Here is a 24759-nt window from a genome sequence, read left to right as displayed (position 1 = left end):
CCGCGTTGTACGCGGCGACCGGCCACCCGCACCGGTGGCCGCGCCCATCCACAAGAAGGAGACAGACATGCAGATCGCCAACCATGTTTTCATCGTCACCGGCGCCGGCTCCGGCCTGGGCGTGGCCACCGCACAGCGCCTGGTGGACCAGGGCGCCCGCGTGGTGCTGGTGGACATGAACGCCGCCGCCGGCCAGGCCCAGGCCGAGGCCCTGGGCGCCAACACCCGCTTCGTGCAGGCCGATGTGTCCGACGCCGCCAGCGCCCAGGCGGCGGTGGACACGGCGCTCTCGGCCTTCGGCCAGCTCAACGGCCTGATCAACTGCGCCGGCGTGGCGCCGGCCGAGAAGGTGGTCGGCCGCGAGGGGCCGCACAAGCTGGAGAGTTTTGCCCGCACGGTGCAGATCAACCTGATCGGCACCTTCAACATGCTGCGCCTGGCGGCCGATGCCATGGCCAAGGGCCAGCCCGACGCGAACGGCGAGCGCGGCGTGATCGTCAACACCGCCTCGGTGGCGGCCTTCGATGGTCAGATCGGACAGGCGGGCTATGCCGCGTCCAAGGGCGGCGTGGTGGCGCTGACGCTGCCGGTGGCCCGCGAACTGGCGCGCTACGGCATCCGCGTGATGACCATCGCCCCGGGCATCATGGGCACGCCAATGATGAAGGGCATGCCCACCGAGGTGCAGGACGCGCTGGGCAAGATGGTGCCCTTCCCCCCGCGCATGGGCGAGCCCGACGAGTACGCCCGCCTGGTGGCCCACATCATCGACAACACCTACCTCAACGGCGAGGTGATCCGCCTGGACGGCGCGATCCGCATGGCGGCCAAGTGACGCCGGCCTGACTCACTGCTCGGCGGCCGAGGCCGTGGCCTGCTGCCCGGCTTGCATCGCCGCGTTCAGGTCCTTCTGGATCTGAACCTGCTGCGCCTGGGCCTGGCTGGCCGCCTGGGCCTCCATGGCTGCGGTGGTGGCCGCCGCGCCGGACACGTCGGCCCCGCAGCCGCTCAAAGCCAGCGCGCCCGTCACCGCCCATGCCATTGCTGTACGCATGCCGATCTCCCATGTCATGTGGGCTGGCATGCTAAACCAGGACCGCGTTCGGCCTGGTGCGATGCTCAGCTTGGCGCAAGGCAAGGGCGGCAAAAGCGTCAACGGCCGCCATCGGGTCCCGTTGAATGATCAAGGTTGGCCACCGATGACCTGACGCCCACAGCGTCAATACCCTTGATCCATTCAGCGAGTCCACCATGAACCGTTCTCTGCTCCCCCTCGTCGCGGCCAGCCTGATGGGTGTCTGCACCTTGTCCACCTTCGCGCAACCGGCCGCCCCCGCCCCGGCGGCCTCCGGAGCATCCAAGGCCGGCACCTGGAAGAAGGGCCACCCCTACCGCGCCGAGGTGAACCAGCGCCTGAACCATCAGGACAAGCGCATCCACGAAGAAGTGGCCGATGGCAAGCTCACCCATGCCCAGGCCGCCAAGCTGCACAAGGAGGACCGGCAGGTGCGGCAGGAGGAACGTGACATGGCCAGCCAGGACCACGGCCACATCACGAAGCAGGAAAAGAAGACCCTGAACCAGCAGGAAAACAAGATCAGCCACCAGATCGGCCAGTGACCGATCCGGCGGGGCCCATCTTCAGCAGCGGCGCCCCCGCGTGCTGGCCGGCTGGGCCCCTTTGGTGATCAGCCGGGCCCCCTCGCGCCGGATGGCGTCGAAGCCCGGCCCGTCGGCCGCCAGCTTGCCCGACATCTGCAGCACCACCGCGCCGTGCATGGCGGCCCAGTACACATGGCCCAGCAGGTCGGGGTCGCCCTCCAGCTGACCGGCCCGCACCAGGTCCTCCACATAGGCCACCATGGTGCGGCGCGAGCGCGCATTGGCCGCAGCCAGATCGGGGTAGGCGTCCTCCTGCGGCTGGGTGTAGGCAAAGATCAGGCCGTAGGCGGCCGGCTCGGCGAAGGCGAAGTCCACATAGGCCTGACCCACCGCGCGCGAGCGGTCCCACACATCGCCCGGGCCCTGCTGGGCCGCTTCCAGCGCGGCGGACAAGCGGTCCAGCGCGGCGGCACGGGTGGCGGCCAGCAGGGCCTCCTTGCTGTCGTAGTAGCGGTACAGCGCGGTGGCCGTCCAGCCCAGGGCCTGGGCGATGCTGCGCATCGAGGTCTGTTCGATGCCGCGCTCGGCAAACTGCTGCTCGGCCACGGCGCGGATGCGCGCGCGGGCTTCCAGGACCTGTTCGGATGACAAGGACGGGGGCATGGCGCCATCTTACTTAACGCTGTAAACTCATCGCATCAATAACAGTGTTAACCACGCAAGCGTGGCATCCGAAGGAGACCGTCCATGTCCTGGCTCGACAGCGTGCAATCCCGGCTCAGCCTGCCCGTCATCGCCTCGCCGATGTTCATCGTCTCGAACCCGCGCCTGGTGGCGGCCGAGTGCAAGGCCGGCATCGTCGGCTCCTTCCCGGCGCTCAACGCCCGCCCGGCCGAGCTGTTGGACGAGTGGCTGACCCAGCTCAAGGCCGAGCTGGCCACCCATGACGCGGCCCACCCCGAGCGCCCGGCCGCACCCTTTGCCGTCAACCAGATCTGCCACCGCAGCAACGACCGTCTGATGCGCGACATGGAGACCTGCGTCAAGCACCAGGTGCCCATCATCATCACCAGCCTGCAGGTGTCGGCCGAGCTGGTGGCCGCGGCGCACAGCTACGGCGGCGTGGTCTTCCACGACGTGACCACCATCCGCCATGCCGAGAAGGCCATCGAGGCCGGTGTGGACGGTCTGATCCTGGTCTGCGCGGGCGCGGGCGGCCATGCCGGCACGCTGAGCCCCTTCGCCCTGCTGCCCGAGATCCGCCGCATCTTCAAGGGCCCCATCGCCCTGGCCGGCGCCATCGCCAACGGCCAGTCCATCCTGGCGGCCCAGGCCCTGGGTGCCGACTTCGCCTACATGGGCACCCGCTTCATCGCGACGCAGGAGGCCAATGCGGTCGACGCCTACAAGCAGATGCTGGTGGACACCCGCGCCGAGGACATCGTCTATTCGTCCCTCTTCACCGGGGTGCCGGGCAACTACCTCAAGCCCAGCATCGCCGCCGCCGGCATGGACCCGGACAACCTGCCCAGCGCCGACAAGAGCAAGATGGATTTCGGCTCGGGCGGCAACAGCGCGGCCAAGGCCTGGCGCGACATCTGGGGCGCCGGCCAAGGCGTGGGCTCCATCGACAGCGTGCCCAGCGTGGCCGAGCTGGTGGACCAGCTCAAGGCCGAGTACCGCGAGGCCCGCGAGAACATCGCCCGGCGCGCCGCGCGCTTCGGCGCCTGACCCGCAAAAGAGAAGCCCGCCCACGCGGTCGGCGCGGGGCGGGCGTGTCTCGCCGGGCTCAGGCCCTCACTCGTCGCTGCCGCCGAGGCCGAACAGGCTCAGCAGGCTGGTGAACAGATTGAAGAGCGAGACATAGAGGCTGACGGTGGCCAGCACATAGTTGGTCTCGCCGCCGTTCACGATGCGGCTGGTCTCGAACAGGATCATGCCGGCCGACAGCAGCGCCACCATGGCCGACACCGCCAGGCCCAGGGCCGGCATCTGCAGGAAGACCGCGCCCAGGCCGGCGAGCAGTGCGATGACCATGCCGGCGAACAGGAAGCCGCCCATGAAGCTGAAGTCGCGCCGGGTCGTGAGCACCCAGGCGGACAGGGCCAGGAAGGTGACGCCCGTGGCCGCCAGGGCCAGCGTCACCACCTGCGCACCGCCCGGCAGGGACAGCGTGCGGGCCAGCACGGGGCCCAGCGTGTAGCCCATGAAGCCGGTCAGGGCGAAGACCATGGGCAGCGCCCAGCCGCTGTTCTGCAGCCGGTGGATGCCGAACAGCAGGCCGAGGTAGCCGACCAGCGTCAGCAGAAGCCCAGGCGCCGGCAGCTGCCAGACGACGCCGGCCGCGGCCACGGCGGCGCTGAACAGCAGGGTCATGGCCAGCAGGGCGTAGGTGTTGCGCAGCACGCGGTCGGCGCTGGCACTGCGCACGCCGCGCAGGGGCACCGCCACGGCCGGTGCGGAACGGGCGGTCGAAGCGTTGGAAGACAGGGGGTTCATGATGGGATCCTCGGTGGGGTTTCAGTCGGGTTTCAAGCCGGTTCGGGCAGGCGCTGGCGCATGCGACGGGTGTCGGTGCCGCGGCGCCACTGGCGCAGCAGGAAGCGCGCGGCGCGCGCCAGCGCATCGTTGAGGGCCGCGCGCCAGTCGCTCGCCACGGACGTGACGACCACGGCGCCGGCACCCTCGGCATGCAAGGCCACCTGGCAGCGCTTGTCGACGCCACCGCGGGGGCCGTTCTCGTCCCACATCTGCACCTCGGCGCGGGGCACGCGCGCGCCCAGGCGACGCAGCACGAAGCGCACGCGCCGCTCGGTCAGTTCGCGCAGTTCGGCCGCGCCCGGATGGCGGGGTTTGAAGAGCACTTGCATCGGGGTCTCCAGTGAGTGACGGGTGGCCACACTGTCGGCGCTTTCGGGATCCGGAAAAAGCAGTGTTTTGAGAACATTTACTTCGGAAAAACAGGAACATCTCCGGGACCTTCTGGGGCACAGTGCGGCTCGTCGCCCATGGTCGACGCCCCACCCATCGGAATGGACCAGAAAGGACCCCGCTCATGCGCAGCTATCCCTGCAACAGCCCCGAAGCCGGCGCGCGCCTCCTCGCGCTGGTGCTGATCTCCGACGGCCACGTCTGCCGCTCGGAGATCGAGACCCTGCAGCGCCTGCAGGTGGAGGAGGCCCTCGGGCTGGCCCCCGGCCGCTTCGCGCAGGTGATGCACACCCTGTGCGACGACCTGCTGGCCAGCGCCTATGGCAGCGGCGCGCTGATGTGCCACGTGGACGACGCCACGCTGGCCTCGCTGCTGTCCGAGGTGGACGACCCCCTGCTGCAGACCAAGGTGATGCAGCTGGCCCGCGATCTGGCCCAGGCCGACCGCCACCTGGCCGAGGCCGAGGCCCAGGTGCTGTCGGCCGCGCACCGGCTGTGGCGCATTCCGGGGACGGCCCTGGCCAGCCCCGGCGCGGCGACGCCCTGGCAGTCGGCCTGAGCCGCACCGGCGCGGGCAGCGGATCAGCCGCCTGACCCGCCCGCGCGGGCCTGCGCGGCGTCCATCACCTGCTGCACCAGCGGATGGTGGCGCCCGCGGCGGGACACGATGGCGTGGATCTCCTCCTGCACGCCCTCGCTGCTGCCCAGCAGGCGCAGGCCGCGCAGCAGGCCCATGTCGTCCGCGCCCAGCCGGCTGACCGGGAACACCCCCAACCCGCGCGCGGCGAACACCGCCAGCAGCGCGCTGTCCTCGAACTCGCCGACGATGTGCGGCCGCAGGCCCTGCGCCTCGAACCAATGGTCCAGCGTCACCCGCAGGGCCGAATGGCCGGTGGGCAACAGCACGGGCAACTCGTTCAGGCAGTCGGGGAAGCGGTCGCGTCGGGCCTTGCCGACCAGAGGGGCCGGGCCGTACCAGTCCACCGGTGCATTCACCAGGCGTTCGCTCGCCAGGCGCAGGTTGGGGTTGCGCGGCGCCGCCTGGCCCGCCAGCACCAGATCCAGGTGGTGCAGCGCCAGCTCGCCCAGCAACTGCTCGAACTCGCCGTCGTGGCAGACCAGGCGCAGGTTCGGGGTGGCCAGCACCGGCGCCAGCAGGGCATGGGCGGCCAGCTTGGAGATGCCGTCCGAAAAGCCCACCGCCAGGCGCACCACGGGGCCGCTGGCGGCCTGCCGCACCTCGTCGGGAATGATCTGGCCGATCTGGAAGATCTCCTCGGCCCGGGCGAAGGCGGCCTGGCCCGCCTCGGTGAGCGCCACGCCGCGCCCGGCGGGCTTGAGCAGCTGGTGGCCCAGCGCCTTCTCCAGCTCACGCACCTGGGCGCTGATGGTCTGCACCGCCATGCCCAGGCGATCGGCGGCCCGGGCAAAGCCGCCCTCCTTGGTGACCACCCAGAAGTAGTGCAGATGGCGGTAGTTCAGCATGCGGTCCTCGCTGGCGGAAGTTCAGTGCGGGAAATCCGAATCTTAGTTGCGCAAAACGCTGATTTGTCCGCACCCCGTCTCTGCGCACACTGAGCCACGTCGGTTCCACCACCACAGCCATTCCCGAGAGCCCCACATGGACCTCCTGCTCCCCCTCCTCACCACAGACTTCATGGGCAAGCCGGCCTGGATCTGGCTGCTCTTCATCGCCATCGTCATCGCCCTGCTGGCCTTCGACCTGGGCGTGCTGCACCAGGACGACCGCGAGATCGGCGTGCGCGAGAGCCTTTTGCTGTCGGCCGGTTACATCAGCGTGGCGCTGCTGTTCGGCGCCTGGGTCTGGTGGTACCTGGGTGCGCAGAGTGGCATGGACTACTACACCGGCTTCATGATCGAGAAGTCGCTGTCCATGGACAACGTCTTCGTCATCGCGCTGATCTTCACCTTCTTCGCCATCCCGCGGCAGTACCAGCACCGCGTGCTGTTCTGGGGCATCCTGGGGGTGATCGTGCTGCGGGCCCTGATGATCGGCCTGGGTGCCACGCTGGTCAGCCAGTTCAGCTGGGTGCTCTACCTGTTCGGCGCCTTCCTGCTCATCACCGGCGTGAAGATGTGGTTCATCGCCGACCACACGCCCGACATCGCCAACAACCCGGTGCTGAAGTTCCTGAAGCGGCACATGCGGGTGACCGACGGCCTGCGCGGCAACGCCTTCTGGGTGCGCGAACGCGACGCGGCCACCGGTCGGGTCGAGCGCTTTGCCACGCCGCTGCTGCTGGCCCTGGTGCTGGTGGAGTGCGTGGACCTGGTGTTCGCGGTCGATTCGGTGCCGGCCATCTTCGCCATCACCACCGACCCCTTCATCGTCTACACCAGCAACATCTTCGCCATCCTGGGCCTGCGGGCGCTGTACTTCGCGCTGGCGGCCATGATCCACCGCTTCAAGTACCTCAAGTACGCGCTGGCCCTGGTGCTGGTGTTCATCGGCGGCAAGATCTTCCTGGTCGGCCTGATCGGCAAGATCCCGGCAACGCTCTCGCTGAGCGTGACTTTCGGGCTGATCGCCGGCGGCGTGCTGGTGTCGCTGTGGAAGACCCGCCAGGCCGTGACAGGCTGACGCGGGGGCGGGCCGTCACGGCCCGCAAAAAAACGCAGATCGCGCCCGGCAAAGCCGCCTGGGTGCGATCTGCGGGCCTGAAACGTCAGGCCGCCGGGGTGGGGAACACCACCTTGGAGGGCTGGGTGCCGTCCGACTTGCGGCGCTTGCGACCGCTGGCCACCTTGCGGACTTGCTTGGCGGAAACGGTCCGCTTGCCGATGCGCTTCTTCTTGGCCAGAGCCATGACGATCCTTTGGAGTTGGAGGTAAGGACCGCAAGGATACTGCGGTCCAGCCCGCGCTCGAGCCCGACACCTCGCTCTGAGCCCCCAAACAGCGTGGAAAGTCCGACGGGACAGGGCGCAGTGCCTTGTGCCCGGCTCCGCTGCGGGCTAGTCTGTGCGCAAACACGCCCTGGGGAGGGAGCTGAGATGCGCGTCTTGCAAATCACGGGGCATGGCGCCGTACTCACGGTCATGCTGACCAGTGGCCGTCTGGCCTGGTCGGAAACCGCCGCTGAGTCCTGCCCCCCCGCGCCTGCCCACCGCCGCGTGCCGCGTCGAACCCACCGGCAAGACGACCTTCCATTTGGTCATCGACGAAGACGGCCATGTGCTGGAAGCCGCCGTGACAACACCCAGCGGACCGTCCCACCGTCAGATCGATGAGGCGGTGCTGGAGACCTTGACGACGTGCCAAGTCCGCCCCCTCAGCCCGTCCACGCCCACTCGAACCGCTCCGCGCCCCGCGCGAACATGACCCGCTGTGCGGTGGCCTTGCAGTGCCAGGTCTGCTGGGTGGCGTCCAGGCCGCCGGGCGGCTCGGCCAGACTGGCCGGGTCGAAGACCACGGCGCAGTGGTGGCCCGGTGCCCGCACCGAGGCATAGGCCAGCCACTGCACGCCGCGGATCTGGGCCGAGCGGGCCACCGCCTGGGGCGCACGGTAGTCGCTGTCGTGGGTCCACAGGGCCTGGGCCTGGTCCCAGGGCGGCTGGGTCAGGTCGATGGCCAGACCCTGGATGGCGCCCTGGAAGAAGGTGTGCTCGGTCAGCAGCTCGCGCCCGGCCAGGCCGGCGCTGTCCAGGATGAAGCGGTGCCGCCAGTAAGCCACCTCGGCGCAGGCGGCGTACAGCGTCTGCGCGCCGTACCACTGACCCGGGCTGTGCGGCGCGCGAAAGCGGCTGGCGTGCGGCGGCCGGTATCGAAAGGGCGTGGCCAGCAGGTAGTGCAGCGGCCGGGCGGCCGGCGGCAGGGCGGGCTTGCTGCCTTCGAGCAGCTGCTCCAGCAGATCCTGTTCGGCGGCGCTGTCCACCAGGCGCATGGTGGAGACGACGTGCTGTGCCTCCACTCCGCGCCAGGCCAGCGTGGCCTGGGGACGGATGGTCCCCTCGAACCAGTCGGGCTGCCAATCCATGGCGTGGCCGGCACGGCCGCGGCTCAGGCCGGCGCGCGCATGGCGTCCAGGTAGTTCAGCGTGGCCACCAGGCCTTCGGCCTTCTGGATGAGCTGCAGCGGCTCGCCGCCCAGGGCCTGGTTGTAGGAGTTCATCCAGGCCCGGCGCTTCTGGTCGTCGGTGCCCACCAGGGCGTCCAGCGAGCGGTACACCCGCACCAGCAGCAGGGCCAGCTCGCCTTCCTTGGTGTCCGGCGCCAGACCCTTCTGCCCCTTGAGCAGGCGCGAGACGGTGGGCTCGCTCAGGCCCAGGGTGCGGGCCAGGGTCACGCCCTTGAGGCCCAGCAGTTCGCTGGCCCGAACGGTGGCCTTGGCCAGCACGGTGGCGGCGTCGGGCGCAGAGATGGCCAGGGCGGCGGTGGCGGGGCTCATGGGGCTTTGAACAGAAAACTTGTTTCCTGTGAAAGATTATGAGCCGGCCAGGCAAATTTTGCACCCCACCACCCGCAGGCTCACAGCGTCTTGAGGATCTCGCGCCGCTTCTCCTGGTACTCCTGCTCTGTGACGAGGCCGGCGTCGCGCAGCTTCTGCAGCGCCTTCAGCCGCTCGCCCACGCTGCGGGCGATGGCATCGGCGTCGGCCGGGGGGGCCGGCGGCACCGGGGCGGCGGCCGACACACCTGCTGGCGGCGCGCCCCAGCCGGCGGCCGGTGCGGCGGGCACCGCCGGGGCGGCCGGCAGCGGCGGCACGGCAGCGGGGGCGGCGGCATCCAACCGCAGCACCACCCAGTCACCCCGCTGCAGGCGGCCGAACTCGGGGGCGATACCCAGCTGCGTGCCAGAATCGACCGGCGCCGCCCGCTTGCCCACTTCGATGGGCCCCAGCACGCCGCTGCCGCGGAAGGCGCTGCCGATGTCCTGGCGCACCAGGCCGACGATCAGCTGCAGCTGGCCGTCACTGCGGAAGATCCGGGCCGTGGTGGTGAGTTTGGGGGCCAGCGGCCCGAGCAGGCCGTGCTGGCCGGCAGTGGCGAAGCTGACGTCCTGCTCGGCGCTGGCCTGGGCCAGGGCGCTGGCCAGCGGCGGGGCGATCTCGTCGAGTTCCTGGGCGTTCCACAGCGCTTCCTTCTCGCCGGGCAACTGCACCCGGGCCAGCAGGGCGCGCAGCGCGTCGGCGCTGACCGGGAAGGGGTGCTGGTTGAGCGCCGCGCCGGGCTCGCGCAGCTCGATGCGCACGAAGCTCAGCTCGCGCTGGTAGACCACGCGCACCACGCGGTCGGCCGCCGAGTCCTTCATGATGTGGACGGGTTGACCGCGCGAGGTCATGCCGGGGTTGCTCTGGGCCAGGGCCGGCGCGGCGCTGGCAAGGGCGATCGCGGCCAGGGCCAGCGGTCGAAGCATCGGGGTCATGCAAGGGTCTCCTGTGGGGGGTTCGGGGCGACGTGACGTGGGCACGGCTCAGGGAACGGCCTGACCTGCAGGGTACGCTGCCAGCGGCAGGCGGTCCATGCTCGCACGCCCGTAGGTGGCCGACAGGCGGGCCAGCCGCTCGGCGGGCTCGGGCCCGACCTGCGACCACTGGAAGCGCCAGGTCCAGTGGCCCAGCTGGCCGGGCACGTTCATGCGGGCCGTGCCGTCCAGCCCCAGCACGTCCTGCATCTGGCAGATGGCGATGCGCGCCACCGATGCCCAGGCCGTCCGGATCATCGACCAGTGCAGCCCCGGCTCCGCCACCAGCGCGCCCACGCCCTGCAGGTAGGCACTGGCATAGCCGCGCTCGCGCTCGGTGGCGGTGTGCCACCAGCCCAGCAGGGTGTCGTTGTCATGGGTGCCGGTGTAGACGCAGCAGTTGGCCGGGTAGTTGTGCGGCAGGAAGGTGTGGGTGGCGTCGCCGGTGAAGGCGAACTGCAGGATCTTCATGCCCGGCAGACCGAAGTGGTCGCGCAGGGCCTCCACATCGGGGGTGATGACCCCCAGGTCCTCGGCGATCACCGGCAACGCGCCGTGCAAGGCATTCTGCAGCGCCTCGAACAGCGCCTGTCCGGGCGCCTCCACCCAGTGGCCGTCGATGGCGGTGGGACAGTCGGCCGGAATCTCCCAGCAAGCCGCGAAACCGCGGAAGTGGTCGATGCGCACCAGGTCGGCACGGTTCAGTTCGTGGCGCACCCGCGCCACCCACCAGGCGAAGCCGTCGCGGGCCATGGCCGCCCAGTCGTACAGCGGGTTGCCCCAGCGCTGGCCGGTGGCCGAGAAGAAGTCCGGCGGCACGCCGGCCACCACCTGCGGCTCGCCCTGCGCGTCCAGGCGGAACAGCCGGGCATGGGCCCAGCAGTCGGCCGAGTGGTGGGCCACGAAGATGGGCAGGTCGCCCACGATCTGCACGCCGCGGGCATGGGCACGCGCCATCACCGCCTGCCACTGCTGGGCGAACTGCCACTGCACGAACTGCCAGAAGGCGATCTCGGCGGCGTGGTCGCGGCGGGCTGCGGCCAGGGCCTGGGGCTCTCTCCGTGCCAGGGCCGGGTCCCAGCCGGTCCAGCACCAGACCTCGCGGGCGCGGTAGCCGTCGTCGAGCGCCATGAACAGCGCATAGTCGTCCAGCCAATGGGCCTGGGCAGCGCAGTAGGCGGCGAAGGCGGCCCGGTCGGTGGCGCCGGCGCGGGCCCGGAAGCCCGCCTCGGCTTCGCGCAGGCGGGCCATGCGCCAGGGCGCGACACGCTCGAAATCCACCCGCGCCGGGTCGAAGCTGGCGAGCAGTTGCGGGTCGGGGGCCTGCATCCAGCCACGCTCGATCAGCGGCTCGAAGGCCACCATCAGCGGCGAGCCGGCGAAGGCCGAGACACTGGCATAGGGCGAGTGGCCGGGGCCCACCGGGGTCAGCGGCAGCACCTGCCACAGACTCTGGCCCGCGGTGGCCAGCCAGTCGATGAAGTGGAAGGCGGCCGGGCCGAGGTCACCACAGCCGTGCGGGCCGGGCAGCGAGGTCGGGTGCAGCAGCACGCCGGCCTGACGGAGAGGAGGAACTTGGGTCATGGAAAGTTCGGGCTGAGAGCGGCCGGTCGTTGCGGCGATGGAGCGGTCATGGCGCCACCGTCGGCGGCGCCAGCACCACCACCGCCAGTGGCGGCAGCAGCAGTTCGATGGACTGGGCCTGGCCGTGGGCGGGCACCGGCAGGGTCTGCAGCGGGCCCAGGCCGTTGCCCAGGTTGCTGCCGCCGTACAGGGCAGCGTCCGTGTTCAGACACTCCTGCCAACGGCCGGCGCGCGGCACCCCCAGGCGGTAGGCCGGTCGCGGCACCGGCGTGAGGTTGGCCGCCACCAGCACGCAGGCGCCCTCGCCGTCGTGGCGCAGCCAGGCCAGCACCGAGCGCTCGGCGTCGTCGGGCTCGATCCACTCGAAGCCCTCGCGCTCGCAGTCGCGCGCATGCAGCGCCGGCAGGCTGCGGTAGAGGCGGTTGAGGTCGCGCACCAGCTGCTGCACGCCGCGGTGGCGGCCCTGCGGGTCCTGTTCGGGCGTCAGCAGGTGCCAGTCCAGGGCCTGGTCGTGGTTCCACTCGCGCTGCTGGGCGAACTCGCCGCCCATGAACAGCAGCTTCTTGCCGGGGTGGGTCCACATGCAGCCCAGCAGGGCACGCAGGTTGGCAAAGCGCTGCCACTCGTCGCCGGGCATCTTGCCCAGCAGCGAACCCTTGCCGTGCACCACCTCGTCGTGGGAGAGCGGCAGCACGAAGTTCTCGTCGAAGGCATAGACCAGGCTGAAGGTCAGCCCCTGGTGGTGGTGGCGGCGATGGACCGGGTCCTTCTGGAACACCTTGAGGGTGTCGTGCATCCAGCCCATGTTCCACTTGTAGTGGAAGCCCAGGCCGCCGTCGGCCACCGGCCGGGAGACGCCCGGCCAGATGGTCGATTCCTCGGCCACCGTGATGCGGCCCGGGGCCTGCGCCCCCACCGCGCTGTTGAGGTGCTGCAGCAGGGCCACCGCCTCGAGGTTCTCCCGCCCGCCATGCACATTGGGCACCCACTGCCCTTCGGCGCGGCTGTAGTCGCGGTAGAGCATCGAGGCCACCGCGTCCACCCGCAGGCCGTCCACGCCGAAGTCCTCCAGCCAGCGCAGGGCGCTGCCGGTCAGGAAGCTCCTCACCTCGTGACGGGCGAAGTTGTAGATCAGGGTGTTCCAGTCCTTGTGGACGCCCTCGCGCGGATCGGCGTACTCGTACAGCGCCGTGCCGTCGAAACGGGCCAGCGCATGGCCGTCGCCAGGAAAGTGGGCCGGCACCCAGTCCACGATGACGCCCAGGCCGCGGTCCTGGCAGGCGGCGACGAAGCGCGCGAAGCCGGCCGCATCGCCGAAGCGGGCGGTCGGGGCGTACTGCCCGGTGACCTGGTAGCCCCAGGAGCCGTCGAAAGGGTGCTCGGCCACCGGCAGCAGCTCCAGGTGGGTGAAGCCCAGGTCGCTGGCGTAGCCGGGCAGCTCGGCGGCCAACCGGTCCCAGTCGTAGAAGCGGCCCTGCGCGTCGCGCCGCCAGGAGCCGAGGTGGACCTCGTAGATGGCGACCGGGGCGCGGCGGTGGTTGCGCGCCATGCGCTCGGCCGGCAAGGCGCGCGCCAGCGGGGCGGCGATGCGGCTGGCCGTGCCGGGGCGCAATTCGGCGGCATAGGCGAAGGGGTCGGCCTTGAGCGGCAGCAGCACGCCCTGGGCGTCGAGCAGCTCGTACTTGTAGAGATCCCCCACCCCGGCGTGGGGGATGAACAGCTCCCACACCCCGGCGGCATGGCGCAGCCGCATGGGGTGGCGGCGGCCATCCCAGTGGTTGAAGCTGCCCACCACGCTGACGCGGCGGGCGTTGGGCGCCCAGACGGCAAAGCGCGTGCCGGCGATGCCGTCCACCGACATCGGATGCGCCCCCAGCAGCCGGTCCGGGCGCAGCAGGCTGCCGTCGGCGAAGGCCGCCAGCGCGGCCTCCTCCAGCAGCGGGCCGAAACCGTAGGCGTCGGCCAGGGTGTCGGCCCCGCCATGGGCCCAGCGCACATGCAGGCGGTAGGTGGGCGGCACCTCGGAGGGCAGCTCGGCGGGCAGGGCCGCCTCGTACACCCCCTCGGGGTGGCGCCGTGCCAGCGTGGCCAGCACCCGGCCGGACAGCGTCACGGCCTCCACCGCCTCCGCATCGGGCAGCACCGCGCGCAGCCACCAGCGGCCGTCGCCGCCACGGCGCGCCCCCAGCACCGCGAACGGGTCCGGATGGCGGCCCAGGGCCAGCGCCTGGAGATCGTCGGGGGTCAGCATCGGCGGCTTCGCACGGGCCCGGGCACGCCGGCTCAAGTCGGCAGCTGCCAGATGGTCCGGGCGTACTCGCAGATCGTGCGGTCCGACGAGAACCAGCCCATGCCGGCGATGTTGCGGATGGCCTTGGCGTCCCAGCCGGCGCGGTCGCGGAAGGCCTCGTCCACCGCCGCCTGGGCCTCCAGGTAGCTGTGGAAGTCCGCCAGCAGCAGGTAGCTGTCGCGCTGCAGCAGCGCATCCACCAGGGCGCGGTAGCGGCCAGGCTCGCCGGGCGAGAAGTCGCCCTGGGCGATGGCGTCGATGACCCGCCGCAGCACCCGGCTTTCCTCGTAATGCAGGCGCGGGTCATAGCCCAGCTCGCGCAGCTGGGTGACCTGCTCGGCCTGCAGGCCGAAGATGAAGAAGTCCTCGCGGCCGACGGCCTGGGCCATCTCGATGTTGGCGCCGTCCCAGGTGCCGATGGTGAGTGCGCCGTTGAGGGCGAACTTCATGTTGCCGGTGCCGGACGCCTCGGTGCCGGCGGTGGAGATCTGCTCGGAGAGATCGGCCGCGGGGATGATGGTCTCGGCCAGCGAGACGCCATAGTTGGGCAGGAAGACCAGCTTGAGCCGCTCGCCCACGCGCGGGTCGCTGTTGACCACCCGGGCGATGTCGTGCGCCAGGCGGATGATGTCCTTGGCCGCCACATAGGCCGAGGCCGCCTTGCCCGCCATGACCACGGTGCGGGGCACCCAGTCGGCCTGCGGCTGGGCAAGGATGGCCTGGTAGCGGGCCACCACATGCAGCAGGTTCAGCAGCTGGCGCTTGTACTCGTGGATGCGCTTGACCTGGACGTCGAACAGGCTGTCGGGGTCGATCACGAGGCCCAGCTCGCGCCTCACCAGCGTGGCCAGGCGCTGCTTGTTGGCGCGCTTGGCGGCACGCACCGCGGCCTGCAGGTCTGCGTCGCCCGCCAGGGGGGCGAGCTGGGCCAGGCGGCCCAGGTCGGTGCGCCAGCCGGGGCCGCCAAGGCGCTCATCGAGCACCGCGGCCAGCGACGGGTTGGCCTGTGCCAGCCAGCGGCGCGGCGTCACCCCGTTGGTGACGTTGCAAAAGCGTTCCGGCCAGATGCGGGCGTAGTCGGCGAAGATGGTCTGCACCATCAGGTCCGAGTGCAGGGCCGAAACGCCGTTGACGTGGTGCGAGGCGACGATGGAAAGCGCGGCCATGCGCACGCGCTGCTCGCCCTGTTCGTCCACCAGCGAGACCCGGCGCACCAGGGCCTCGTCGCCCGGAAAGCGCGCACGCACCTGCGCCAGGAAGCGGCTGTTGATCTCGTAGACGATCTCGAGGTGGCGCGGCAGCAGCTGCTCGAGCATGCGCACCGGCCAGGTCTCCAGCGCCTCGGGCATCAGCGTGTGGTTGGTGTAGGACACCACCTGCTGGGTCTGCGCCCAGGCCTGCTCCCAGCCCAGGCCGTGCTCATCCACCAGCAGGCGCATCAGCTCGGGCACCGCCAGGGCCGGATGGGTGTCGTTCAGATGCACGCAGGCGTGGGCCCCCAGGTTGTCCAGGGTGCGGTGCTCCTCCAGGTGGCGGGCCAGCATGTCCTGCAGCGAGGCGCTGACCAGGAAGAACTCCTGCTTCAGTCGCAGTTCGCGGCCGGCCGGGGTCGAGTCGTCGGGATAGAGCACCCAGTTGAGCGACTCGGCCTCGAGCTTCTCGCGTGCGGCCGCCACATGCTCGCCGCGCGAGAAGGCCAGGTAGTCGATGGGCTGCTGCGCCGCGGCCTGCCACTGGCGCAGCACCGCCACGCGGCGGGTGCCGTGGCCGGGGACGATGAAGTCCACCGCCTGGGCCTGCACGGTCTGGGCCGGCACCCAGCGACGCGCCAGCCCCCCGTCGCCGACCACATGGCCGCCGAAGCCCACGGCAAAGCGCAGCTCGGGGCGCGGCAATTCCCAGGCATCGCCCAGGCGCAGCCAGTCGTCGGGCGCCTCCACCTGACGGCCATCCTGGATGCGCTGGGCGAACATGCCGTAGCGGTAGCGCAGGCCGTAGCCGAAGGCCGGCACGCCCAGGGTGGCCATCGAATCCAGGAAGCAGGCCGCCAGACGGCCCAGGCCGCCGTTGCCCAAGGCGGCGTCGGGCTCGCGTTCCAGCACGTCGGCGGCCCGCAGGCCGGCCTGCTCGGCGGCCTGGGCGAAAGCGTCCTCCAGCTCCAGGGCCGACAGCGCATTGGCCAGCGCGCGGCCCATCAGGAATTCCATCGACAGGTAATGCACCCGCTTGGCACCGCTGATGCGATCGGCCTGCTGCGACTCGTGCAGGCGGTCGGCCAGTTCGGCGTGGCAGGCCCGGGCGGCAGTGCGCATCCAGGCGGCCGGGGCGGCATCGGTCGAGGTGGCGCGAGCCTCGCGCTGAACCCGCGCCAGCAGCCCCTCGATCTCGGGGGTCGGCAGGCTCGTGGTGCGCTTGCGAGAGATTCGCGGGATCAACGTCTTCATGGCGTCTCCGGTCTTGATCGAAGTAGGAATATTACAAGAACAGCTTTCAGAGGCCAGAGAGAAGCTCTGTTTTCCAGGGTAAACACCAATGAAACCGGGGTGATGCTGGATTGTGACGGGGGTGTGGATCTTGTATATTTACTACAAACAACCAAGCCGACCTCGGGCGCCATCGGGCCCCGGGCGGCACCCATCACAGGAGACAAGGCATGGCAGGTGTCCAGCTGCGGTCCGTCGCAAAGTCGTATGGCGACGTTGCCGTCCTGCGCGACATCGATCTGGAGATCCGGGACGGCGAATTCATCGTCTTCGTGGGTCCTTCGGGCTGCGGCAAGTCGACCCTGCTGCGCATGATCGCGGGCCTGGAGGAAATCACCGCCGGCGAACTGACCATCGGCGGCGAGCGCATGAACGATGTGCCGCCCTCCGAGCGCGGCATCGCCATGGTCTTCCAGTCGTACGCGCTCTATCCGCACATGAGCCTGTACGACAACATGGCCTTCGGCCTGAAGCTGGCCAAGGTGCCCAAGGCCGAGATCGACACGGCGGTGCAGCATGCCGCCAGGATCCTGCACATCGAGCATCTGCTCGATCGCAAGCCCAAGGCCCTGTCGGGCGGCCAGCGCCAGCGGGTGGCCATCGGCCGGGCCATCGTGCGCAAGCCCCAGGTCTTCCTGTTCGACGAGCCGCTGTCGAACCTGGACGCGGCGCTGCGCGTGCGCATGCGCTACGAGTTCGCCAAGCTGCACGAGCAGCTCAAGACCACGATGATCTACGTCACGCACGACCAGGTCGAGGCGATGACGCTGGCCGACCGCATCGTCGTGCTGTCCTCCGGCCGCGTCGAGCAGGTTGGCGAGCCCCTGGAGCTCTACGAGCACCCCATCAATCAGTTCGTGGCCGGCTTCATCGGCTCGCCCAAGATGAACTTCATCGAGGCCGAGATGGTCGAGGCCTCGGCCGCCGCCGCGGTGGTGCGCCTCAAGAGCGGCGCGCTGGTGCGGGTGGAGGTCGATGCCGCCAACGCCCACCCCGGCGACAAGGTCACGCTGGGGGTGCGGCCCGAGCACTTCGAGCGTGAAGGCCAGACCAACGTGATCGAGGCCACCGTGAGCTTCGTGGAATCGCTGGGCAGCAGCACGCACGCCTACTTCAGCTACCCGGGCGTCGAGGACGCGCTGACCTGCGAGCTGGGGGGCATGTCCTCGGTGCGCGCGGGCGAGTTGCTGCACCTCGTGATCCCGGCCGATCGATCCCATCTGTTCGACGCGCAGGGACGGGCCTTCGCCCGCCACCGGCGCGCGCCGGCCGGACAGGCAGCACGCGCTGCCTGAGCCCGGTCGCTTCCCGGCGCGTCGTGCGCCCTTTGTCCCCCTCTGACCCCAAGAACCCAACAGGAGACGTCATGCACCAACCCTTGCTCAAGCCCGTCGCCGCCGCCGCGGCCTTCGTCGCCGCCTTCGCCTTTGCCGGCGCCGTGCAGGCCCAGGAATCCGGCAAGCTGCTGGTCTGGATCAACGGCGACAAGGGCTACAACGGCCTGCAGAAGGTCGGTGACGCCTTCGCCAAGAAGTCGGGCATCCAGGTCACCGTCGAGCATCCCGAGGACGCCCCGGGCAAGTTCGCCCAGGCCGCGGCCGCGGGCAAGGGCCCGGACGTGTTCTGCTGGCCGCACGACCGCATGGGCGAGTGGGCCCAGTCCGGCCTGATCGTGCCGGTCAACCCGAGCAAGAAGGTCCACGACGAGATCGAAGACACCGCCTGGAAGGCCTTCAGCTACCAGGGCAAGACCTGGGGCTACCCGCTGTCGGTGGAGGCCATCGGCCTGATCTACAACAAGGCCCTGGTCAAGACCCCGCCCAAGACCTTCGACGACGTGGTCAAGCTCGACAAGGAGCTCTCGGCCAAGGGCAAGAAGGCCATCCTCTGGGACTACAACAACACCTACTTCACCTGGCCGCTGCTGGCCGGCCCGGGCGGCTACGTCTTCGGCCGTGACGCCAAGGGCGAGTACGACCCGAGCAAGGTCGGCGTGAACTCGCCGGGTGCGGTCAAGGGCGCCCAGGTGCTGGCCAACCTGATCAAGAACGGCCAGATGCCCAAGGGCTCCGGCTACGCCGAGATGGAAGCCGCCTTCAACAAGGGTGACGTGGCGATGATGATCTCCGGCCCCTGGGCCTGGGACAACATCCGCAAGAGCCACATCGACTTCGGCGTGGCCCCCATCCCCGACGTGGCCGGCAAGCCCGCCAAGCCCTTCGTCGGCGTGCTGGGCTGCATGATCGCCGCCCCGAGCAAGAACAAGGACGTCGCCAAGGAGTTCCTGGAAGGCTCGGTGCTCAAGCTCGACGGCTTGAAGATGATCAACGCCGACGTGCCGCTGGGCACGCCCGCCAACAAGGCCTTCTTCAAGGAACTGTCGTCCAACGAGGACATCAAGGCCACGATGGAGAACGCCCGCCGCGGCGAGCCGATGCCCAACATCCCCGAGATGGGCAAGTTCTGGTCCTCGATGGGCTCGGCGCTGGAGAACATCACCAACGGCCGCCAGTCGCCGAAGGAAGCCCTGGACGCCGCCGCCGCGCGGATGCAGGGCAAGTGATGTGGCGGATGAAGGGCCTGGCATGAGCTCGATCGACTGGGGCCGGCCGCTGCGATGGCTGCTGGTGCTGCTGGCGGCATTCGGCACCCTCTGGGTCGTGTTCCGCATCTACGCCAACGGCCAGCCCGTGTGGGCCGTGGGTGCCCTGGCGCTGGCCGCGCTGGGCTTCTTCATCTACCTCTCGAACATCTCGTTCGCGTACCGCTACCTGTTCCCGGGACTGGCGGGCATGGCGATCTTCGTCGCCTTCCCGCTGCTCTACACGGTGCAGATCGGCTTCACGAACTACTCGTCGAGCAACCTGCTGAGCTTTGAGCGCGCCACCGCCTACCTGCTGGAGCAGACGGTGCCGGGCGAGGGTCAGGCCTATGCCTTCTCGCTCTACGCGGTGGGGCCGGAGTACCGGCTGGTGCTGGCGCCGGGGCAGGAGGACGACGAGTCGCTCGACGCGGCCCAGCGGGCCGAGCGGCGCGCGCACACCTACGTCACGCCGCCGCTGGCCCTGATCAAGTCGCGTCCGCCGATCGAGGTGACCGCCCTGCCGCTGAAGCAGGCCAGCTTCGAGCCGGGCGAGGCCCTGCCGCTGTCGGCCGTGCTCAAGCAGCGCCAGGCCCTGTCGCAGCTGCGGGTCAGGCTGCCCGACGGCACGCTGCTGTCCTACGCCGGCGTGCGCGAGTTCTCGCCGCTGCAGCCGGCCTGGAAGCGCAACGACGACGGCACGCTGACGCAGGTGCAGACCGGCCACCTGGCGCGCGCCAACCACGACACCGGCTTCTACGAGTTCGTCGATGGCCCCGACAAGGGCCAGCACATCCGGCCGGGCTTCAAGGTCGGCATCGGCCTGGGCAACTACGCCCGCATGGTCAACGACCCGGATTTCCGCGGCCCCTTCGTCGCCATCTTCCTGTGGACGGTGGCCTTCGCCGGGCTGACGGTGCTGTTCACCCTGATCGTGGGCTGCACCCTGGCCGTGCTGCTGAACTGGGAGGCCCTGCGCTTTCGCACCGTCTACCGCACGCTGCTGTTCCTGCCCTACGCGGTGCCCGGCTTCATTTCCATCCTGGTGTTCAAGGGCCTGTTCAACCAGAACTTCGGCGAGATCAACGTGATCCTGCATGCCCTGTTCGGCATCAAGCCGGCCTGGTTCGCCGATCCGACGCTGGCCAAGGTGATGATCCTGCTGGTCAACACCTGGCTGGGCTACCCGTACGTCATGGTGCTGTGCACCGGCCTGATCAAGGCCATCCCCAGCGACCTCTACGAGGCCAGCGCCATCGCCGGGGCCGGGCCGCTGACCAACTTCTTCAAGATCACCGCGCCGCTGATCGTCAAGCCGCTCACCCCGCTGCTGATCGCCTCCTTCGCCTTCAACTTCAACAACTTCGTGCTGATCGCGCTGCTGACCAACGGGCGGCCGGACTTCCTCAACACGAAGGTGCCCGCGGGCACCACCGACATCCTGGTGTCCTACACCTACCGCATCGCATTCCAGGACTCGGGACAGAACTTCGGCCTGGCCGCCGCCATCTCCACGGTGATCTTCTTCCTCGTGGCGCTGCTGTCGATGGCCAACCTGAAGCTGGCCAAGGTCAACGAGGACAAGAGGTAAGCCGCCATGGCCATCGTCTCCGGTCACCGACATCGCTGGCGCGTCATCGCGGCGCATGTGTTCCTGTGGGCGCTCATCGCCATCACGGTCTTCCCGCTGCTGGCGATCATCTCCATCTCGCTGCGCCCGGGCAACTTCGCCTCGGGCTCGCTGATCCCCACGCAGATCAGCCTGGAGCACTGGAAGCTGGCCCTGGGCATCCCCTACCAGGCCGCCGACGGCAGCCTGGTGGAGCCGCCCTTCCCCGTGCTGCGCTGGCTGTGGAACTCGATCAAGATCGCCGGCATCTCGGCCTTCCTGATCGTGGCCATCTCCACCACCGCGGCCTACGCCTTCGCCCGCCTGCAGTTCCGCTTCAAGAGCGCCATCCTCAACAGCATGCTGCTGCTGCAGATGTTCCCCTCCGTGCTGGCCCTGGTGGCCATCTACGCCATCTTCGAGACCATCGGCAACTACCTGCCCTGGCTGGGCATCGAGACCCACGCGGGCGTGGTGCTGGCCTACCTGGGCGGCGTGGCCATGCACATCTGGACCATCCGCGGCTACTTCGACACCATCCCGGTGGAGATCGAGGAATGCGCCAAGGTGGACGGCGCCACCCACTGGCAGGCCTTCCGCCATGTGCTGCTGCCCATGGCGGTACCCATCCTGATGGTGGTGTTCGTGCTGGCCTTCATCGGCGCCATCATCGAGTACCCGGTGGCCTCCATCCTGCTGCGCCAGGAAGACAACCTCACCCTGGCGGTGGGCTCCAAGTACTTCCTCTACGAGCAGAAGTACCTGTGGGGCGACTTCGCCGCCGCGGCCGTGCTTTCGGGCCTGCCGATCACGCTGGTCTTCCTGGCCGCACAACGCTGGATCGTCTCCGGCCTGACCGCCGGCGGCGTCAAGGGCTGACAACACCATGACCCTGCGCACCCTCGCACTTGCCGCCGCCCTCGCGCTGGGTGGCCCGGTCTGGGCCCAGACCCCGGCCACCGCGCCCGCGCCCGCGCCCGCCCACGCCGGCAGCTTCGCCGACAACCCCATCGTCTACTTCGTCATCACCGACCGCTTCCTCGACGGCAACCCGGCCAACGACCACAGCTACGGCCGCACCCGCGAGGCCAAGCCGGCCGACGACGTGGGCACCTTCCACGGCGGCGATCTGGCCGGCCTGACCCGCAAGCTCAAGGACGGCTGGTTCAAGGACCTGGGCGTCAACGCCATCTGGATCACCGCGCCCTACGAACAGGCGCACGGCTGGGTGGTGGGTGGCAACAAGGAGTTCAAGCACTACGCCTACCACGGCTACTTCGCGCTGGACTACACCCGGCTGGACCAGAACATGGGCACCGAGGACGAGTTGCGCGCCTTCGTCGCGGCCGCCCACGCCCAGGGCATCCGCGTGCTGTTCGACGTGGTGATGAACCACCCGGGCTACGGCGACCTGCGCAGTCTGTCCGAGTACGTGAACCAGTCCAAGACCGACAAGAAGGCCGGGGTGCTGTGGGCGGGCTGGGAGCAGGCCACGCTGCGCGACTACCACAGCTACATCGACTACAACGACCCGGCCTGGCTGCTGTGGTGGGGACCGGACTGGATCCGCTCCGGTCTGCGCGGCTACACCGAGGGCGGGCGTGACGACCTGACGATGCAGCTGGCCTACCTGCCGGACTTCAAGACCGAGAGCCCGAAACCGGTGGACCTGCCGCCGCTGCTGCAGCACAAGCCCGACACCCACGCCAAGGCCCTGCCCAACGCCACCGTGCGCGATTACCTGGTCAGCTGGCTGACCCAGTGGGTGCGCGACTACGGCATCGACGGCTTCCGCGCCGACACCGTCAAGCATGTGGAGCCTGCCTCCTGGGCGGCGCTCAAGGCCGCGGGCGTGCAGGCCCTGGCCGACTGGAAGGCCGCCCACCCGAAGGAGGCGATCGACAACGCTCCCTTCTGGATGACCGGCGAGTACTGGGGCCAGGGCATCGAGCGCAACGCGATCTACGACGCCGGCTTCGACAACATGATCAACTTCGACTTCCAGGACCGCGCCCGCGAGGCGGTCGGGACGTCGCTGGACACCGCCAAGGTGGACCGGCTCTACAGCGACTACGCCAAGGTGCTGGCCGCGCCGGCCCGGCACAACGTGCTGTCCTACCTCTCCTCGCACGACACCGCCCTGTTCGACCGCAGCCGCCTGGTCGATGCCGGCAGCGTGCTGCTGCTGGCCCCCGGCGGCGTTCAGATCTTCTATGGCGACGAGACCGCCCGCCCGCCCGGCTACGCCCCCAGCGGCGACAAGCAGCAGGCCACCCGTTCCGACATGAACTGGGACGCGGTGGACAGCACGGTGCTGTCGCACTGGCGCACGCTGGGCCGCTTCCGCGCCCGCCATGTGGCGCTGGCGCGCGGCGTGCACGCCAAGCTGGCCGACGCGCCCTACACCTTCAGCCGCATCACCGCCGACGACCGGGTGGTGGTCGCTCTGGGCGCGGCCGCGGCCCGCAAGATCGTCGTCGGCAACGTGTTCCCCGAAGGCAGCACCGTGCGCGACGCCTACACCGGCGCGACCGCCCGGGTCACGGGCGGTGCCGTCGCCCTCACGCCGCAGACCAACGGTGTGGTCCTCCTCGAAGCCGCCCCCTGACACCATGACACCTCGCCTGCCCCGCGCTCCCCTGCTCGCCGCCCTGTCGGCCCTGCTGTTGGCCGCCTGCGGCGGCGGGGGCGGCGGCACGGGCACCAGCACCGGCCAGAGCCTGCTGCCGCCGCTGGACCCGACCTACCGCAGCACCGGCCTGGCCGCCCAGGGGGCGACCATCGTCCACCTGTTCGAATGGCGCTGGAGCGACATCGCCCAGGAATGCGAGACCACCCTGGGCCCGGCCGGCTTCACCGCGGTGCAGATCTCCCCACCCAGCGAGCACGCGCTGGTGCTCAACGCCTCGGGCAGCGGCGTCAACTACCCCTGGTGGCAGCGCTACCAGACGGTCAGCTACAAGCTGGACAACTCCCGCTCGGGCACACTGGCCGAGTTCCGCGACATGGTCTCGCGCTGCCGTGCCGCGGGCGTGGGCATCATCGCCGACGCGGTGATCAACCACATGACCGCCGGCTCGGGCACCGGCAGCGCCGGCAGCAGCTACAGCAAGACCAGCTACCCGGCCGTGCCCTGGAGTGCCTCGGATTTCCACGCCGCCTGCAGCATCAACAGCTACAGCGACGCCGCCCAGGTGCAGCTGTGCGAGCTGGCTGGCCTGGCCGACCTGCGCACCGAGGACGACGCGGTGCGCAGCCGCCTGGCGCAGTACCTGATCGCGCTGCACAGCGAAGGCGTGATGGGCTTTCGCATCGATGCGGCCAAGCACATGCAGCCGCGCGACATCGACGCCATCCTGGCCCAGGTCAATGCCGCGGCCGATGCGGCCGGCCGGACCAAGCCCTATGTGTTCCTGGAGGTCATCAACAACAGCGGCGAGGCCGTCACCGCGCCTCAGTACTACGGCGTGGGCTATACCTCCGGCGGGGCGTCGGACGTCACCGACTTCCAGTTCGGCTACCGCGTGACGGACGCCTTCCTGGGCCGCAACGGCGCCACCCTGGCCTCGCTGGCCAACGCCGCGGGCAGCGTGCCGGCCGACAAGTCGGTGCTGTTCGTCGACAACCACGACAACCAGCGCGGCGACAACCTTTACTACGCGCAAAGCGGCTATGCCCAGGCCGAGATCTTCGCGATGGCCCAACCGCAAGGCGTGGTCAGCGTGATGTCCAGCTACGGCTTCGACCGCAGCAGCCAGGCCGGGCGCGACGCCGGCCCGCCGGGATCGGGCGGCGTGACCCAGTCGACCTACAGCGCCCCCGGCACGAGCCGCTGCACCGCCACCCTCGGCGCAGCCCAGGTGGGCAGCTGGATCTGCGAGCACCGCGTGCCGGCCATCGCCGCCATGCCGGCCTTCCGCCACGCCACCGCCGGCGCGCCGCTGGTGGGCTTCACCACCCTGGGCGGCGACAACCAGCGCATCGCCTTTGCCCGCCAGGGCAAGGGCTACGTGGCCCTGAGCCGCAGCAGCAACGCCCTGAGCTACAGCGCGACCACCACCCTGCCCGATGGCCAATACTGCAACGTCGCGGCCGACCGCTACACGCCGGCCAGCGGCGGCGCGGCGGCCAGCTGCTCGGGCACCCCGGTGAGCGTGAGCGGCGGCAACGCCCAGCTCACGCTGCCGGCCCAGGGCTCGGTGGTGCTGCACGTCGATGCGCGCCTGTGATTCTTCCCATCCCAACCCGAACGATCA

The 24759-nt window shown here is 69.9% G+C and carries 24 protein-coding genes; 12 read left to right on the top strand and 12 right to left on the bottom strand.

The genetic code is table 11. From position 1 onward, the window contains the following. Positions 1-67 precede the first annotated feature (67 nt). Positions 68-835: a 3-hydroxyacyl-CoA dehydrogenase gene (locus tag LRM40_RS18325; RefSeq protein ID WP_151124322.1), complete on the top strand. Its 768-nt coding sequence runs from the start codon at positions 68-70 to the stop codon at positions 833-835. Between the two features lie 12 nt (positions 836-847). Here the strand turns inward: LRM40_RS18325 and LRM40_RS18320 are convergent, their stop codons facing one another. Continuing rightward, positions 848-1054 carry a hypothetical protein gene (locus tag LRM40_RS18320; protein ID WP_151124321.1) on the bottom strand — a complete coding sequence of 69 codons (207 nt, stop codon included), beginning with the start codon at positions 1052-1054 and terminating at the stop codon, positions 848-850. Positions 1055-1290: 236 nt separating this feature from the next. Here LRM40_RS18320 and LRM40_RS18315 point away from each other — a divergent pair, with 236 nt between their 5' ends. Beyond that, positions 1291-1620, top strand: coding sequence for a hypothetical protein (locus LRM40_RS18315; RefSeq protein WP_151124370.1), 330 nt, complete (start codon positions 1291-1293; stop codon positions 1618-1620). A 21-nt stretch (positions 1621-1641) separates the two neighbouring features. On the opposite strand, the gene LRM40_RS18310 is transcribed toward LRM40_RS18315, so the two are convergent. Then, complete coding sequence (locus tag LRM40_RS18310) at positions 1642-2265, bottom strand: TetR/AcrR family transcriptional regulator (protein ID WP_151124320.1); 624 nt, start codon at positions 2263-2265, stop codon at positions 1642-1644. 84 nt (positions 2266-2349) lie between these two features. On the opposite strand from LRM40_RS18310, the gene LRM40_RS18305 reads away from it, so the two are divergent. Next, positions 2350-3333, top strand: a complete 984-nt coding sequence (locus tag LRM40_RS18305; protein WP_151124319.1) for an NAD(P)H-dependent flavin oxidoreductase — start codon at positions 2350-2352, stop codon at positions 3331-3333. A gap of 66 nt (positions 3334-3399) precedes the next feature. On the opposite strand, the gene LRM40_RS18300 is transcribed toward LRM40_RS18305, so the two are convergent. Both LRM40_RS18300 and LRM40_RS18295 read right to left on the bottom strand, forming a co-directional pair. Next, a complete protein-coding gene (locus tag LRM40_RS18300; RefSeq protein ID WP_151124318.1) occupies positions 3400-4101 on the bottom strand; it encodes a Bax inhibitor-1/YccA family protein in 702 nt (233 codons plus the stop codon). Positions 4102-4133: 32 nt separating this feature from the next. Beyond that, positions 4134-4472 (bottom strand): HPF/RaiA family ribosome-associated protein, encoded by a 339-nt coding sequence (locus tag LRM40_RS18295; RefSeq protein WP_151124317.1) that lies wholly within the window; start codon positions 4470-4472, stop codon positions 4134-4136. Between the two features lie 185 nt (positions 4473-4657). Here LRM40_RS18295 and LRM40_RS18290 point away from each other — a divergent pair, with 185 nt between their 5' ends. Further along, entirely contained in the window at positions 4658-5092 is a 435-nt protein-coding gene (locus LRM40_RS18290) for a tellurite resistance TerB family protein (RefSeq protein WP_151124316.1), read from the top strand. Positions 5093-5115: 23 nt separating this feature from the next. Here the strand turns inward: LRM40_RS18290 and LRM40_RS18285 are convergent, their stop codons facing one another. Then, positions 5116-6018, bottom strand: coding sequence for a LysR family transcriptional regulator (locus LRM40_RS18285; RefSeq protein WP_151124315.1), 903 nt, complete (start codon positions 6016-6018; stop codon positions 5116-5118). A gap of 136 nt (positions 6019-6154) precedes the next feature. On the opposite strand from LRM40_RS18285, the gene LRM40_RS18280 reads away from it, so the two are divergent. Next, the gene (locus LRM40_RS18280) at positions 6155-7135 is read left to right on the top strand and encodes a TerC family protein (RefSeq protein ID WP_151124314.1); all 981 of its coding nucleotides are present in this window, start codon (positions 6155-6157) and stop codon (positions 7133-7135) included. Between the two features lie 85 nt (positions 7136-7220). On the opposite strand, the gene LRM40_RS18275 is transcribed toward LRM40_RS18280, so the two are convergent. After that, positions 7221-7361, bottom strand: coding sequence for a hypothetical protein (locus tag LRM40_RS18275; RefSeq protein WP_022980176.1), 141 nt, complete (start codon positions 7359-7361; stop codon positions 7221-7223). Positions 7362-7602: 241 nt separating this feature from the next. Here LRM40_RS18275 and LRM40_RS21605 point away from each other — a divergent pair, with 241 nt between their 5' ends. Continuing rightward, the gene (locus tag LRM40_RS21605; RefSeq protein WP_151124313.1) at positions 7603-7875 is read left to right on the top strand and encodes an energy transducer TonB; all 273 of its coding nucleotides are present in this window, start codon (positions 7603-7605) and stop codon (positions 7873-7875) included. On the opposite strand, the gene LRM40_RS18270 is transcribed toward LRM40_RS21605, so the two are convergent. From LRM40_RS18270 to LRM40_RS18245, 6 genes are all read right to left on the bottom strand, one after another. Beyond that, positions 7826-8530 (bottom strand): RES family NAD+ phosphorylase, encoded by a 705-nt coding sequence (locus LRM40_RS18270; RefSeq protein ID WP_151124312.1) that lies wholly within the window; start codon positions 8528-8530, stop codon positions 7826-7828. The two genes, LRM40_RS21605 and LRM40_RS18270, sit on opposite strands and share 50 nt — an antisense overlap. A 23-nt stretch (positions 8531-8553) precedes the next feature. Next, entirely contained in the window at positions 8554-8940 is a 387-nt protein-coding gene (locus LRM40_RS18265; RefSeq protein WP_151124311.1) for an antitoxin Xre/MbcA/ParS toxin-binding domain-containing protein, read from the bottom strand. 80 nt (positions 8941-9020) lie between these two features. Next, positions 9021-9917 carry an SHOCT domain-containing protein gene (locus tag LRM40_RS18260; RefSeq protein ID WP_231067897.1) on the bottom strand — a complete coding sequence of 299 codons (897 nt, stop codon included), beginning with the start codon at positions 9915-9917 and terminating at the stop codon, positions 9021-9023. Between the two features lie 48 nt (positions 9918-9965). Then, a complete protein-coding gene (gene malQ / locus LRM40_RS18255; RefSeq protein WP_151125278.1) occupies positions 9966-11540 on the bottom strand; it encodes a 4-alpha-glucanotransferase in 1575 nt (524 codons plus the stop codon). A 46-nt stretch (positions 11541-11586) separates the two neighbouring features. Further along, positions 11587-13791 (bottom strand): 1,4-alpha-glucan branching protein GlgB, encoded by a 2205-nt coding sequence (gene glgB, locus LRM40_RS18250; protein ID WP_151125277.1) that lies wholly within the window; start codon positions 13789-13791, stop codon positions 11587-11589. A gap of 32 nt (positions 13792-13823) precedes the next feature. Beyond that, positions 13824-16274: a glycogen/starch/alpha-glucan phosphorylase gene (locus LRM40_RS18245; RefSeq protein WP_151125276.1), complete on the bottom strand. Its 2451-nt coding sequence runs from the start codon at positions 16272-16274 to the stop codon at positions 13824-13826. A gap of 209 nt (positions 16275-16483) precedes the next feature. Between LRM40_RS18245 and LRM40_RS18240 the strand changes: the two genes are divergently transcribed. The 6 genes from LRM40_RS18240 to LRM40_RS21510 all read left to right on the top strand — a co-directional run bounded on the left by LRM40_RS18240 (position 16484) and on the right by LRM40_RS21510 (position 24732). Then, on the top strand, positions 16484-17608 hold the full coding sequence (locus tag LRM40_RS18240; protein ID WP_151125275.1) for an ABC transporter ATP-binding protein: 1125 nt from the start codon (positions 16484-16486) through the stop codon (positions 17606-17608). Positions 17609-17679: 71 nt separating this feature from the next. Then, a complete protein-coding gene (gene malE, locus LRM40_RS18235; RefSeq protein ID WP_151125274.1) occupies positions 17680-18876 on the top strand; it encodes a maltose/maltodextrin ABC transporter substrate-binding protein MalE in 1197 nt (398 codons plus the stop codon). Between the two features lie 22 nt (positions 18877-18898). Next, a complete protein-coding gene (gene malF / locus LRM40_RS18230) occupies positions 18899-20485 on the top strand; it encodes a maltose ABC transporter permease MalF (protein ID WP_151125273.1) in 1587 nt (528 codons plus the stop codon). Positions 20486-20491: 6 nt separating this feature from the next. Then, positions 20492-21382 carry a maltose ABC transporter permease MalG gene (gene malG, locus LRM40_RS18225; protein ID WP_151125272.1) on the top strand — a complete coding sequence of 297 codons (891 nt, stop codon included), beginning with the start codon at positions 20492-20494 and terminating at the stop codon, positions 21380-21382. 7 nt (positions 21383-21389) lie between these two features. After that, on the top strand, positions 21390-23111 hold the full coding sequence (locus LRM40_RS18220) for an alpha-amylase family glycosyl hydrolase (RefSeq protein ID WP_151125271.1): 1722 nt from the start codon (positions 21390-21392) through the stop codon (positions 23109-23111). A gap of 4 nt (positions 23112-23115) precedes the next feature. Then, the gene (locus LRM40_RS21510) at positions 23116-24732 is read left to right on the top strand and encodes an alpha-amylase (protein ID WP_151125270.1); all 1617 of its coding nucleotides are present in this window, start codon (positions 23116-23118) and stop codon (positions 24730-24732) included. Positions 24733-24759: the final 27 nt, after the last annotated feature.

This window comes from Ideonella dechloratans (assembly GCF_021049305.1).
Taxonomy (GTDB): domain Bacteria; phylum Pseudomonadota; class Gammaproteobacteria; order Burkholderiales; family Burkholderiaceae_C; genus Ideonella; species Ideonella dechloratans.
Note: the sequence above shows the minus strand (reverse complement) of the source record. Positions and strands in the feature narration are given on the sequence as shown.